14 protein-coding genes are annotated in these 13,278 nt (G+C 67.3%); 6 read left to right on the top strand and 8 right to left on the bottom strand.

All coding sequences use genetic code 11. The features are described from left to right. Positions 1–285: 285 nt before the first annotated feature. The 6 genes from BUC15_RS17085 to rplM form a co-directional block, all read right to left on the bottom strand. Entirely contained in the window at positions 286–822 is a 537-nt protein-coding gene (locus BUC15_RS17085) for a YdeI/OmpD-associated family protein (RefSeq protein WP_073190756.1), read from the bottom strand. Positions 823–954: 132 nt separating this feature from the next. Beyond that, positions 955–2,388, bottom strand: coding sequence for an RNB domain-containing ribonuclease (locus BUC15_RS17090; protein WP_073190759.1), 1,434 nt, complete (start codon positions 2,386–2,388; stop codon positions 955–957). Beyond that, positions 2,388–3,128: a zinc ribbon domain-containing protein gene (locus tag BUC15_RS17095; RefSeq protein ID WP_073190761.1), complete on the bottom strand. Its 741-nt coding sequence runs from the start codon at positions 3,126–3,128 to the stop codon at positions 2,388–2,390. The genes BUC15_RS17090 and BUC15_RS17095 overlap by 1 nt, the downstream gene beginning before the upstream one ends. A gap of 46 nt (positions 3,129–3,174) precedes the next feature. Next, complete coding sequence (gene glmM / locus BUC15_RS17100; RefSeq protein WP_073190764.1) at positions 3,175–4,527, bottom strand: phosphoglucosamine mutase; 1,353 nt, start codon at positions 4,525–4,527, stop codon at positions 3,175–3,177. Between the two features lie 118 nt (positions 4,528–4,645). After that, positions 4,646–5,167 carry a 30S ribosomal protein S9 gene (gene rpsI, locus BUC15_RS17105; protein WP_073190794.1) on the bottom strand — a complete coding sequence of 174 codons (522 nt, stop codon included), beginning with the start codon at positions 5,165–5,167 and terminating at the stop codon, positions 4,646–4,648. A gap of 11 nt (positions 5,168–5,178) precedes the next feature. Then, positions 5,179–5,622 carry a 50S ribosomal protein L13 gene (gene rplM, locus BUC15_RS17110; RefSeq protein WP_073190766.1) on the bottom strand — a complete coding sequence of 148 codons (444 nt, stop codon included), beginning with the start codon at positions 5,620–5,622 and terminating at the stop codon, positions 5,179–5,181. A gap of 206 nt (positions 5,623–5,828) precedes the next feature. On the opposite strand from rplM, the gene BUC15_RS17115 reads away from it, so the two are divergent. Next, positions 5,829–7,913, top strand: coding sequence for an elongation factor G-like protein EF-G2 (locus tag BUC15_RS17115; RefSeq protein ID WP_073190770.1), 2,085 nt, complete (start codon positions 5,829–5,831; stop codon positions 7,911–7,913). On the opposite strand, the gene coaBC is transcribed toward BUC15_RS17115, so the two are convergent. Further along, the gene (gene coaBC, locus BUC15_RS17120; protein ID WP_073190773.1) at positions 7,879–9,093 is read right to left on the bottom strand and encodes a bifunctional phosphopantothenoylcysteine decarboxylase/phosphopantothenate--cysteine ligase CoaBC; all 1,215 of its coding nucleotides are present in this window, start codon (positions 9,091–9,093) and stop codon (positions 7,879–7,881) included. The genes BUC15_RS17115 and coaBC overlap by 35 nt on opposite strands. A 35-nt stretch (positions 9,094–9,128) precedes the next feature. Here coaBC and BUC15_RS17125 point away from each other — a divergent pair, with 35 nt between their 5' ends. Then, positions 9,129–9,824 carry an NRDE family protein gene (locus BUC15_RS17125; RefSeq protein ID WP_073190776.1) on the top strand — a complete coding sequence of 232 codons (696 nt, stop codon included), beginning with the start codon at positions 9,129–9,131 and terminating at the stop codon, positions 9,822–9,824. 3 nt (positions 9,825–9,827) lie between these two features. On the opposite strand, the gene BUC15_RS17130 is transcribed toward BUC15_RS17125, so the two are convergent. Further along, positions 9,828–10,211: a YccF domain-containing protein gene (locus BUC15_RS17130; protein WP_073190779.1), complete on the bottom strand. Its 384-nt coding sequence runs from the start codon at positions 10,209–10,211 to the stop codon at positions 9,828–9,830. Between the two features lie 90 nt (positions 10,212–10,301). Here BUC15_RS17130 and trmB point away from each other — a divergent pair, with 90 nt between their 5' ends. The 4 genes from trmB (at position 10,302) to BUC15_RS17150 (ending at position 13,099) form a co-directional block, all read left to right on the top strand. Next, complete coding sequence (gene trmB, locus BUC15_RS17135) at positions 10,302–11,033, top strand: tRNA (guanosine(46)-N7)-methyltransferase TrmB (RefSeq protein WP_073190782.1); 732 nt, start codon at positions 10,302–10,304, stop codon at positions 11,031–11,033. After that, a complete protein-coding gene (gene truA, locus BUC15_RS17140) occupies positions 11,017–11,826 on the top strand; it encodes a tRNA pseudouridine(38-40) synthase TruA (protein ID WP_073190785.1) in 810 nt (269 codons plus the stop codon). Before trmB ends, truA begins: the two co-directional genes overlap by 17 nt. Then, a complete protein-coding gene (locus BUC15_RS17145) occupies positions 11,823–12,410 on the top strand; it encodes a class I SAM-dependent methyltransferase (RefSeq protein WP_073190788.1) in 588 nt (195 codons plus the stop codon). Before truA ends, BUC15_RS17145 begins: the two co-directional genes overlap by 4 nt. A 77-nt stretch (positions 12,411–12,487) precedes the next feature. Beyond that, on the top strand, positions 12,488–13,099 hold the full coding sequence (locus tag BUC15_RS17150; protein ID WP_084189708.1) for a superoxide dismutase: 612 nt from the start codon (positions 12,488–12,490) through the stop codon (positions 13,097–13,099). Positions 13,100–13,278 lie beyond the last annotated feature (179 nt).

A 13,278-nucleotide genomic window follows, 5' to 3' on the forward strand; every position in this document is an offset into this window, starting at 1 on the left:
CCACTCGGCCCCGAAAATCGACCAGTGGTCGATTCTGGGTGGTCTGGTGTCGAGTATGGGCCAATGCCCTGCCGACGCCGTCCGCACGCGGGTCCACGAACCCCGAACCGGCCCTCGAAGATCGACCAGTGGCCGATTCTGATCCGTCCCGTGACGAGGATCGGCCACTACCCACACACCAAGGCACGCACTCACCCCCACTCGACGGTAGCCCCGCCCACATTGGACAGGAACGAAACACTGCAAGGGCAGAAGACCGCTCCAGGAATGACCCGAGGCGTCGCATCAGGGCATCGGGAGGTTCAACTTGCCGCTCTTCGAGACCTCCGGATCGGTGCACGACGACAGGTCGAAGCAGCAGGGCCTCCGCTTACCACCCCGCAGTTTGGAGATGCTGACCTCGACCCGCCGCTCACGCGTTGCAGGATTGGCGGTGGCGTTTACCCAACGCACCCATTCCCAGCGCGCCATCGGCGTGATGTCGTTCCACGTTTCAGCGATATCGGGGGCCTCTGCGAGGGCTACCTGCAGGTCCTCCGGGACGCTCGGCTCCGGCCATGACCCGACAGGAGAGAACTCCACCTCCGCCTCATTGAGGTCATCGGCGAGAAGCCCGAGGAGTTCATCGCCGATCGAGAGCCAGTGACCGCGTCTGCCGTCGGGTTCGACCACGGTCTCAAACGCGACACTGTTGATCGTCCCGGCCACGGCGACCTGCCCACGTGACGGCAGGGCGGCACTCGCGTCGTCCGGCAACGTGAGGATGGTCCGGTCGCCAACCTTCTGTGGGGTGGCCGAGAACCGGATGCTGGTCTGGCTCATACTGCTCCGATCGTTTGAGGTGCGTAGGAACCTACTGATCAATCATGCCCCCGCTGCGGCGCACCGGATCCGGTGATCTGCCACCCCCACATCTGGAGATGGACGTCCATGATGCGCGGCATCGTTGCCCGGTCAGTTCGGGCGGGTGGCCGTGACCCTGCCATCGCGCAAGTCAACCCTGTCTATCCGCACCCTGACTTCGCTTCCGATCTCCTTCGCCTTCGCAGCGACCTTGAGCTCGACCGCGGGGTCGGCGATCTGCACCGTTCCGACCCCGGTCTTGGGATTGACGTCGGTGACCACGCCGACGAAGATCTCGCCGACCCTCGATGACAGCACCAAGGCCTCGGTGAGGTCGATCACTCCCGCCTCGTAGGCTTTCGCGCTGCGTCCCGATTCGGCCATCTCCTCCGGCAGCACCCCCAACCCGTCTGTGGCCCAGGCCGGAATGGGAAGCCCGTTGAACAGGCTGTGGCAGACCTCCAGGACGTAGCGGTCGACGAGGCGACGCAACGGGGCGGTGGTGTGTGCGTACGGGGCGGCGAGGGCGGCATGCTGAAAATTGCCTATGGGGAGTTCGCCGTTGAATGCCACATAGCCGGCTCCCCGGAACACCGTGGTGCACTTCGTGAGGACCGCCAACTGGGCCGGTACCTCCGGTGAAAGCGCCCTGACGAAGTCGGGGTAGCTGACCCCTTCGCGCCACACGACGCCGAGGGTACGCGCCGTGCGGCGCAGCTTCTCCAGCGTCCACTGCTGCGCCGCGGGAAGTGTCCGCAGGATTCCGACCTTGGCGTCCAGCATCGTCCGGGCGGCCGCGAACCCCGTCAGGAGCGAGATCTGCGCATTCCAGTTCTCAACCGGCGCCATCGTACGGAACTCCAGCGCCCAGGTGCCGTTGCGCTGGACTATCTCCTGCTCGGGCAGGTTCAGCGAGACGCCACCCCTGTCGATCTCTCGCTGCTGTCGCAGCCGACCCACCGTGGGTAACAGTTCGATGCTGGGGTGCGGCGTGCCCGCGACCATGTCGGCCCAGACTCCGTCGTAGCTCAGCTTCGCCCTGCTGCGCACCAGCGCCCGGGTGAGCGCCACGTCACGTAATTCGCCGTCGGCATCCAGCTGCAACTCCCAGAGCATCGCGGGCCGGGGCACTCCGTCGGCCAGCAATGACGCCGTATGCTCGCTCAGCGACTCCGGGTGCAGCGGGATCCGCGCTCCCGGCGCGTATTTCGTCTGACCGCGGCGGTGGGTCTCCGCTTCCAGCGCCGTATTCGGCAGCACGAAGTGGCCGACGTCCGCGATGGCGTATCGGACGAGGAACCCGTCGTCGTCCCGTTCGAGCTGCAGCGCCTGGTCAAGATCAGTCGAGTTGGCAGGGTCGATCGTCACGAACTCGACGTCGGTACGGTCGACGTGGCCGTCGAGTGGCAACCTTGCGACCGCCTCGGCCTCAGCCAGCACACCCGGCGGAAACGAGGTCGGCAGGCCGAGCCTGGCCTGCAGTCGGCCCAGACCATCGCGAAGGGCCGCAGGTACCTCGGCCGCCGCGATGTGGGCCGCAGGCATCAGATACCGGACTCGGGGGTGCGCACCAGGATCCGGTCGCACTCGACGCACCGCAGCACCTGGTCAACAGGCGAGCGGCGGTAGGCATCGAGGTCGGCAGGGGTCAGCTGCAGTTGGCAGCCTCCGCAGCGTCCGGACTTCACCGCGGCCGCACCCAGTCCCGAAGACTTCCGCAGCTTCTCGTACAACCCGAGAAGGTCAGCGGGGATCCTGCCCGCGATCGGTGCCCGCGTCTCGGCCAGGTCGGCCGCCTCCTTGCGTAGCTTCCCCACCGCCACGTCGCGGCCGGCGACCTCGTCACGGAGCCTTGTTTCGACTTCGGCCTTCTGCGCCGCGATCTTGTCCCGATGGGCGGTGGCCTCCTCCAACTGACTCATCAGTTCGAGTTCGGCGTCCTCCAACTCGGAGATTCGCCGGGTGAGGTGAGCCACCTCATCGGTCAGAGACCGCAGAATCTTCGGGTCGCTGACGGAGCCGTCGTCGACCCGTTGCTGGTTGCGGACCAGCCTCGCCTTGACTGGGGCGAGATCGGCCTCGGCCTTCGAGACGGCGACCCCTAGGTCGTCGACCTCGATGCTGGAGGCGACCAGCTCGTCGGTGACCGCCTGCCTCGCCTCCATCAACGAGGCGATCGCCTTGTGCTGCGGTAGGCTGCGGGCCGCATGCTGCACTCGGGCGACCTCGGAATCGAGATCTGCGAGGGTCAGCAGCGTGCGTTGGGCGGCGGGGTCGGCGAGCATTCAGCGGTCCTTTATCCAGTTGGGTCGACCCCACCCTACTATCGGATCAGAGCGCGAGACGCTCCTTCACTTTGGCGGCCAAAGCCTCCGCCAGTTCCTTCGCCTCGTCCTGCGTCGGAGCCTCGACCATCACGCGCACCACCGGCTCGGTGCCCGAGGGTCGCAGGAGCACCCGTCCGGTGTTGCCGAGTCGCTTCGCGGCAGCTGTGACGGCCGACTGCACCTCATTGTCGATACCTGCACGCAGCTTGTCGACACCGCGCACGTTGATGACCACCTGCGGCAGCACCGTCATCACCGACGCGAGTTCGCGCAGCGACTTGCCGGTTGCGAGCATCCGGGCCGCCAGGTGAAGACCGGTGAGGGTACCGTCGCCGGTGTTGGCGAACTCGGAGATGATCACATGGCCGGACTGTTCGCCGCCCAGGGCGAAACCGTTCGCGTTCATGGATTCCAGCACATACCTGTCGCCGACCTTCGTCTGATCGACCCGGATGCCATGTTCGCGCATCGCGTTGGTGAGCCCCAGGTTGCTCATCACGGTGGCGACCAGGGTGTCGGAGTGCAGGCGGTGCTCCTCCTTCATCGCGATCGCGAGGACGGCGAGGATCTTGTCTCCGTCTACCAGGTTGCCCTCGGCGTCGATCGCCATGCAGCGGTCGGCGTCGCCGTCGAGCGCGATGCCCAGGTCGGCCCCCTCCGAGATGACGCGTGCGGTGACCGCCGCCATGTGTGTCGACCCGGCGTGATCGTTGATGTTGAGCCCGTCCGGCTGCGCATGGATCGCGACGGTTTCCGCCCCGAGCGCCGTGAACGCCTGGACGGCGGTGGTGGAGGCCGCGCCGTGGGCGCAGTCGATAACGACCTTCAGCCCGGCCAGGGAAGCGCCCTCGCCAAGGGACATCACGAGATGGTCGACGTAGCGGTCCACAGCTCCCAGATCCGTCCTGACACGGCCGACGGCATCGCCGATGGGCCGGTTCCAGGTCTCCCCCATGCGCGCCTCGATGGCATCCTCGAGGTAGTCGTCGAGCTTGACGCCCCCCTTGGAGAAGAACTTGATCCCATTGTCCGGCATCGGGTTGTGGGAGGCGGAGATCATCACACCCAGATCGGCCGACGTGTCGTTGACCAGGAACGCGACCGCCGGGGTCGGGAGCACACCCAACCGGATCACATCCACGCCGGCCGAGGCCAGACCTGCAACGACCGCAGCCTCTAGAAACTCGCCGCTGGCGCGCGGGTCGCGCCCCACGAGCGCGGTGGGTCGGTGCCCTGAGAAGGCACCCGCCTCCCCCAGGATGTGCGCCGCCGCCACCGAGAGATCGAGTGCCAACTCGGCGGTCAGCTCATCATTCGCGACACCACGGACGCCGTCGGTACCAAAAAGTCTTGCCACGCAGAACACCCTAGCCCAAACGCTCGGAACTACTGAGCGACCCACCGGCTCGCAGCGCGCGGCAGCCAACAAACACAAAATGCCCATCCCCGGAAGGGATGGGCATTTTGTTGCTGAATCAGCGCTTGCTGTACTGCGGGGCCTTGCGGGCCTTCTTGAGACCGGCCTTCTTGCGCTCGATGACACGCGCGTCGCGGGTCAGCATGCCGGCCTTCTTGAGGGCGGGGCGCGAGGCCTCGGCGTCGACCTGGTTGAGGGCGCGGGCCACCCCAAGTCGGAGCGCTCCTGCCTGACCGGTGATGCCGCCACCATTGATGCGTGCGATCACGTCATAGGAGCCATCGACGCCTGCCACCTTGAACGGATCGCTGGCGTGCTGCTGGTGCACCTTGTTCGGGAAGTACTCCTCGAGGGTGCGACCGTTGATCTTCCATGCGCCGGTGCCGGGAACGATCCGGACGCGGGCGACGGCCTCCTTGCGACGACCCGTGCCGTAGCCCGGGGCCACGACGGCGGGACGCACGTCGACGCCTGCGGCTGCTGCCGGGTTCGAGTCGGAGCGGTAGGCGATCTCGCGGTCCTGCTCGTCAACGAAGGGCGTGATCTCTTCTGCGACGGTCTCTTCGACGTTCTCAGTCATCTGGTTCTCACTCACTGGGCGATCTGGGTGATCTCGTAGGGCTGCGGCTTCTGTGCAGCGTGCGGGTGCTCGGGGCCGGCGTAGACCTTGAGCTTGCCGATCAGCTGACGGCTCAGCTTATTCTTCGGCAGCATCCCCCACACGGCACGCTCGACGGCCTTGCGAGGATCCTTCTCCAGCATCTCACCGATCGGGACGGCCTTCAGGCCACCCGGGCGACCCGAGTGCGAGTAGCGCATCGACTTGGTTGCCTTGTCGCCGGTGAGGGCGATCTTGGAGGCGTTGACGATGACGACGAAGTCGCCGCCGTCGACGTGGGGGGCGTAGGTGGCCTTGTGCTTGCCCCGCAGCAGGGTCGCAGCGGCCACGGCCAGACGACCGAGGACAACGTCCTCGGCGTCGATCACATGCCAGTTCCGGGCGATTTCGCCTGGCTTCGGGGTGTACGTAGACACGGAGGCAGACCAACTTCCATTCAATAAAAACAGTTTGCGGTGCGCTGGCGACATCGGCACCAGGGCCGCTCAGGCCACCCTGCGCGCAACAGCTACCTAGCTTAGTTCGGCAAACGCCTGAGCGCAAAATCCATCGTCGATCGGCAGCCTGAGCAGGTTACCCGAGGCCGCCCACATCGCCAAACCGAAGGGCACTACTCTGAGGTATGGCCTCAAAGACGAGCACCCAGATAGCCGTGACGTCGCCGGATGATGTGCGCAATGTCGTACTCATCGGCGCCAGCGGCTCAGGTAAAACGACCCTCTTCGAACACCTCCTACGGGCCCGCATCGACGGGTACCGTGGGGAGAAGGACACCCCGGAGCGCGGGGCGTCCCTGACCCTTGCCTCCATTCCGGCGATGGACGTTCAGATCAATCTCCTGGACGCGCCGGGGCACCCCGACTTCGTCGGCGAGTTGCGCGCCGGTCTTCGGGCCGCTGACGCGGCGATCTTCGTGGTCGCGGCAGGCGACGACATCGATCCGACGACGGTGGCACTCTGGGAGGAGTGCAACCAGGTGGCTATGCCCCGCATCATCGCCATCACAAAACTCGACCAGGGACGCGCCACTTTCGACGAGATGGTCGAGGCGTGTCTGACGACCTTCGGGGAAGGCGTCATCCCGGCGCTCATCCCGTTGACCCAGGGCGGCGCCAATGTGGGCAACCTGTCGCTGCTGAACAAGCGCGCACACGACTACTCCAGCGGAACACGCGTCTCCCGCGCCGCAACCGCCGACGAGTTGGTTCTGATCGACGAGAGGCGCGCACCACTGCTTGAGGCGATCATCACCGAGGTGCAGGACGACGACCTCATGGATCGATACCTGGAAGGCGAGGAGATCGCCGTCGATGAGGCGCACCGGTCGCTGCAACGAGCCGTCATCGGGGCCCGCTTCTTCCCTCTGCTTCCCGCGCACACGACCAGCGACAAAGGGACAGAGGAGCTGCTGCGCTGGGTTGAGAAGGGCTTCCCGCCCCCGACCGCGCACCCCGCCCCCGACGTGACCACGCCGAACGGAGCGACGCTGCCACCGTTGGCCTGCGACCCGGACGCCCCACTGGTGGCTCAGGTGATCCGCACCACGTCAGACAACTATTCGGGCCGCACCGCGCTGGTGCGCATCTTCTCCGGCCGGATCAGACCCGACGACGTGGTGCACGTCTCGGGGCATCGGGAACTGCTGGGCGCGGATCCGGACCCCCTTCACCCGGACCACGACGACGAGGAGCGGGTCGGGCCGATCTCGGCACCTGCTGGTCTGGAGTTCGCGACGCTGAAGGAGGCGATCGCCGGTGAGATCGTGCTCGTCACCAGGCTGTCGAAGGCCGACACCGGCGACACTCTGTCGGCGCTGGAGCGACCCGCGCTGGTCGAACCGTGGGAACTGCCGACCCCGCTTCTGCCGGTGGCGCTCAGCTCCCCCAGCCGGGGCGATTCCGACAAGCTGACCGGCGCGCTCCACCGTCTGTGCGTGGAGGATTCGACGATCCGACTGGAGCGAAACTCCGAGACCGAGCAGCAGGTGCTCTGGGTGATGGGGCAGGCGCAGAAGGATCTGATCCTCTCGCATCTTCGCGAGAAGCTGGGCCTGAAGGTCGACGAAGAGCCGGTTCGGGTACCACTTCGGGAGACGTTCCTCGAGCCCATCAGGGGCCTCGGCCGCAACGTCAAGCAGTCGGGCGGGCACGGTCAGTACGCCGTCTGCAATGTTGAGGTGACGCCCCTGGAGCGCGGGTCGGGCTTTGAGTTCGTCGACAAGGTCGTCGGGGGTGCCGTGCCGCGCGCCTACATCGCCTCCGTGGAGAAGGGCCTCGCACAGCAGATGGCGCAGGGCACCACGTTTGGGGTCCCCACCGTCGACATCCGCGTGACCCTCTACGACGGCAAGGCCCATTCGGTCGATTCGTCCGACATGGCGTTCCAGGTCTCGGGTCAGCTGGCCCTCCGTGATGCCGCGGGCAAGGGCAGCGTCGGGGTGCTGGAACCGGTCGACCGGGTGCGGGTCAAGGTGGCCGACGGTTACCTCGGCGCCGTGCTGACCGACCTCGGGTCGCGCCGCGCCCAGGTGCAGGGCAGCGACCTGGACGGGGCCGGCCACGCGACCGTCGAGGCGCTGGTGCCCCAGATCGAGTTGATCAGCTACCCGATCGACTTGCGGGGGCTCGCGCAGGGCACCGGCTCCTTCACCCGCCAGTTCGACGGCTACGACCTCATGCCAGAGGAGCTCTGGCCCGCCAGGCGGTGACGGCGTCGAGGAGCGCATCGGCGACGATGCGCTTCGAACCCGCCACATCGGCAACCACCTCGTCGGATGAGTCGATCACGACGAGGTGGTTGTCCGCGGTTTCGAACCCCTTCGACCAGCCCACCTCGTTGATCGCCAGCAGGTCGGCGCCCTTGCGGCGCCGCTTCCTACGGCCGCGTTGCAGCAGTTCATCGCCGTGCCCGGTCTCCGCCGCGAACCCGACGATGGCCTGACCCGCCCTGCGCCTCGCAGCCAGCCCCGCGAGGATGTCCTCGTTCTCGACGAGTTGGATCGCGCTCAGGCCGCCGTCCTCCTTCGTCAGCTTTCCCTGCGAAACCCCGACTGGGCGGAAGTCGGCCACCGCGGCCGCCATCACGATCACATCGGCGCGCTCTGCCGCCTCGCGCATGACCGCCCCCAAATCTGCGGCGGTGCCGGCCGTGACGACCTCTACGCCCGGCCCTGCACCCGCGAGGACCGAGTCCTCGACATTGGCCGCGGCCAGCAGAACCCGCGCGCCCCGCGCGGCCGCGGCGGCAGCGATCGCCACCCCCTGTCTCCCACTCGACCGGTTCCCGAGGTAGCGGACGGGGTCGAGCGGCTCCCGCGTGCCACCGGCCGACACCGCGACCGTCAGCCCTTCCAAGTCGCGGCGGGTACCGAGCATCTCTTCGATACGGGCATGGATCGCCTCGGGTTCACTCATACGCCCCGGCCCCGAGTCCCCGCCCGTCAGCTCGCCGTCGTCCGGGCCGACCACCTGCACACCCCTGGCCCGAAGCGTCGCCATGTTCGCCACGGTCGCGGGGTGGAACCACATCTGGGTGTGCATCGCCGGAGCCATCAGGACGGGCGCCTCGGTGGCCAGGAGGGTCGTGCCGAGCAGGTCAGAGGCCAGCCCGGCGGCCATGGCTGCGATCGTGTTGGCGGTGGCGGGCGCGACGACCACCAGGTCGGCCCGCTGGCCCAACGCCACATGCCGCACCCGGGGCACATCGTCGTGTACGGAGGTGGTCACCGGGTTGCGGCTGATCGCCTCCCAGGTGGGCAACCCGACGAACCGCAGCGCGTCTTCTGTGGGGACGACGTGGACCTCGTGACCGTCGGCGATCAACAGCCGCGCCAGTTGGACACTCTTGTAGGCGGCGATCCCGCCGGTGACTCCCAGGACGATGAACATGGCTCCGATTCTTCCATCCGGGTACGCTGCCCGGCATGTGCACCGTCGTGATTCGCGTCCCGGAGCCGGAAAACCCGACCGTCCGGATCCTGGCAGTAAGGGACGAGGACCCTCACCGCCCGTGGCGTCCGCTCGGCCCGTGGTGGCCCGAACGCGACGGCGTGCGGGGAGTGCTGGACGAACTGGCGGGCGGCGCCTGGCTGGCACACGACGACCGACGGCTGGCGGTGCTGCTCAACCGGGCAGGCGGCTCCACCGTCGCGGTACCCACCTCCCGCGGCTCCCTCGTGCTGGATGCCCTAGCCGGGCACCCGCTCCCAAATCCGCTCACCACCCTCGGATTCAACCTGGTGGTGGCTGACCGCTCCAACGTGCGGATCACATCCTGGGAGTCCGGGTCGCCGCGCACCGTCGACCTTGCGCCTGGGACCCACATGGTCGCCCACGACGACGTCGACGACCTCGGCACGGCGAGGGTCGCGGCATGGCTCGACGCGTTCGCGGGGGCCCCGACCGAGGGGGAACGCTGGTGGGTCGACTGGATCGACGTGCTGGCCCACACGACGCTGGTGGGCGCTACCGACGACCGGGCGATCATCCGCGACAACCGGCCGCACGGCTTCCCCACCCAGACGCTCCTGGTGTGCGTCGCCAGCATCGGCGCGGAGGGGGTCACCGCCAAGATGGCAACGTTGCGTGAACCCGGCCGTTGGAACGAACTGGCGCTGTGAGCCTCAGAGCACCCCGCCGCTGCTGACGATCTCCTTGCCGAACGGGAAGCACGTCACGGGGATCATCTTGAGGCTCACCCAGGCGTTGGCGATGCCGACGATGGTGATGGTCTGCGCGAGGGCCGTCCCGATGTGGATGAGCGCGAGCCACCATCCGGCGATGATGAACCAGAGGAAGTTCATGATCTTCGATCCTGCCCCGGCGCCGGGCTTCTTCACCACCGTGCGGCCGAACGGCAGCAGCACGTAGCGCGCCATGCGGAATGATGCGACCCCGGCCGGGATCGTGACGATGAAGATGCAGGCGATGATGCCCGCGACGAAATAGCCGAGGGCGAGCCAGAATCCCCCGAGGACAACCCAGATGACGTTGAGCAAAGTCCGCATTGACGTTTCCTTCCAACTCGTTGGAGGCCCATTCTACGGAGGTCGGCGGCTGGTTGGTGGCGACAACTCACGCGGCACTACCCTGTTGGGATGGACCCGCTTCCACCCCGCCTGCATCGCGATGTCGTCAGCTTCGTGCGCCGCAGCACCCGGATGAACGAGTCGCAGGTCAGATCCTGGACCCGACACCACGACGAGTTCGTGGTCACCGTGCCGCGCGCCGAGTTGTCGACCTCGATCGCGGCGGATGCACGGGTCGACTGGGCCTCGGAGTTCGGTCGCTCCGCCCCGTTGATCGTCGAGATCGGCTCCGGCGGGGGCGATTCGCTGGTGCCGATGGCGGCTGGGCGCCCCGGGTCCGACGTCGTGGCGTTCGAGGTGTTCGAGCCGGCGGTCGCCTCGGCGCTCGGCCGCATCGCAAGGGACGGCGCGACCAACGTCCGACTGGTCGTCGCCGACGGCGCCCAAGGGTTGGCAACGCTCTTCGACGACGGGGCCGTCAGCGAGCTGTGGACGTTCTTCGCCGACCCGTGGCACAAGAAGCGGCACCACAAGCGGCGGTTGGTCGGCCGCGACTTCGCCGATGTCGTCGTCAACAAACTGGCGCCGGGGGGCCTGTGGCGGCTTGCGACCGACTGGGAGGATTACGCACTCTGGATGCGCGAGCACCTGGACGGGGCGCCGCTCCTGGAGAACATCCACGGCGGCTGGGCGCCGCGGCTTGCCGAGCGGCCGGTGACCAAGTACGAGGCCAAGGGGCTGGCCGCGGGACGCACCGTCTACGACCTCACCTACCGGAGGCGCGATGCGCCTCAGGATTGATCTGGCCTACGACGGCACCGACTTCCACGGTTGGGCGACCCAACCGGGCCTCCGCACGGTACAAGGCGTGCTCGAGCCGTGGATCGGGCAGGTCCTCCGCCTGGATCGGCCACCGTCCGTCGTGGTGGCGGGGCGCACCGACGCCGGTGTGCACGCGAGGGCGCAGGTGTGCCACGTCGACGTCGATCTCGACGGGGATCCCTCGGCCGACCTGGAGCGCAGGCTGCGGCGCGTGCTCCCCCACGACGTCGTGGTCCGACGGGTGCGGCCCGCCCCTGACGGTTTCGATGCGAGGTTCTCCGCGATCTGGCGCAGATACTGTTACCGGGTCGTCGACGACGGCGAGTTCGCAGATCCTCTCCTTCGGGGGCACATCGCCCGATTGCCCTTCCACCTGGATCCCGGGGCCCTCAACGCGGCGGCCGCCACGGTGCTCGGACTCAGGGATTTCGCCCCATTCTGCAGGCCCAGGGAGGGCGCCACAACCATCCGCGAACTGCGCGAGTTGGGGGCCGTGCGACGCCCAGACGGGGTGATCGAGATCTGGTTGCAGGCGGACGCGTTCTGCCATTCCATGGTCCGGTCCCTTGTGGGGGCGCTCACGGCCGTTGCGGGTGGACGGCGCAACCTGGCCTGGTTGGAGGAGGTGGCCGCGACCGGCCACCGGCATTCGGACGTGCTGGTGATGCCCGCGGCGGGGCTTACGCTCGAGGCGGTCGGCTACCCGGCAGAGGACCGGTTGGCGGAGCGGGCGGCCGAGGCCCGCAACGTACGCACCTTGGAGGAGATATGAGCCACTACTTCGTGACGCCCGATGAGCCACTCGTCACACACGAGTTCGAGGCGCGGGTCTTCGGCCGAGAATTGACGTTCCTGTCGGCTTCGGGCGTGTTCTCCGGAGACCGGCTGGACCTCGGCACCTCGGTCCTGTTGCGCGAGGTCGAGCCTCCCATCACCGGTCGGGTGCTCGACCTGGGCTGCGGCGTCGGCACCATCGCCGTCGGCCTCGCGCTGGCGTCGCCCGGGGTCAGCGTCGACGCGATCGACGTCAACGAGCGCGCCGTCGAGCTCACCGGGCTCAACGCGGCCAGGCACGGCGTGGGCGACCGGGTTCAGGCGATGACTCCTGACGAGGTGCCCGCCGACGTGCTCTACGACGAGATCTGGTCGAATCCCCCGATCCGGATCGGGAAGGAGGCCCTGCACGAGCTGTTGCTAACGTGGCTCGGCCGGCTTCGCCCTGAGGGCGTCGCCTATCTGGTGGTGGGGCGGAACCTCGGCGCGGATTCACTGCAGCGATGGCTTGTCGAGCAGGGCCATCCGACAGAGCGGATCGCCTCGGCCAAGGGCTTCAGGGTGTTGCGGGCACATGTTTAGCGGGGCTCTGGTGGGGCATAGGATGGATGAAGTCAGCGCGTCGGAACCGGCGCGAGTTCATTCGAAGGAGTAAACCAATGACCTACACCCTCCCGGATCTCCCCTACGACTACAGCGCGCTCGCCCCACACATCGCCCCCGAGATCATGGAGCTGCACCACAGCAAGCACCATGCCGCCTACGTCGCTGGCGCCAACGCCGCGCTCGAGCAGCTGGCGGACGCCCGTGAGTCGGGCAACCTCGGCGCCGTGAACAAGCTGGAGAAGGACCTGGCGTTCCACCTCGGTGGCCACATCAACCACTCGGTGTTCTGGAAGAACATGTCGCCCGACGGCGGCGGCGAGCCCACCGGTGACGTGGCCGATGCGATCGGCGAGTTCTTCGGCTCGTTCGACGGCTTCAAGAAGCAGTTCAACGCCGTCGCCAACGGCATCCAGGGTTCGGGTTGGTCGATGCTGGTGTGGGACACGCTTGGCCAGCGCCTCAACATCAACCAGCTGTTCGACCAGCAGGGCAACCTGCCCGTCGGCCAGCTTCCGATCCTGCAGCTCGACATGTGGGAGCACGCCTTCTACCTGCAGTACAAGAACGTGAAGGGCGACTACGTCAACGCCTGGTGGAACGTGGTCAACTGGGCAGACGTCGCCCAGCGTCTGGCAGCCGCCAAGGCCGCGGGTGTCGCTTACTGACACCACCGTCCGCAACTATGGAAGGGCCCCGGGAGTTCCCGGGGCCTTTTGGCGTCTGCCGCACCCCTGGTTTGAGCAGGATTTGCAAGTCAAACCGACGCTGCCCGCATCGTCAGCAGACAATGCCCGGTTCGCGCCAATGAGTAGCAAATCCTGCTCAAACCACCAACCAGGGACCA

This window comes from Tessaracoccus bendigoensis DSM 12906, assembly GCF_900141915.1.
In the GTDB taxonomy this organism is placed as follows: domain Bacteria; phylum Actinomycetota; class Actinomycetes; order Propionibacteriales; family Propionibacteriaceae; genus Arachnia; species Arachnia bendigoensis.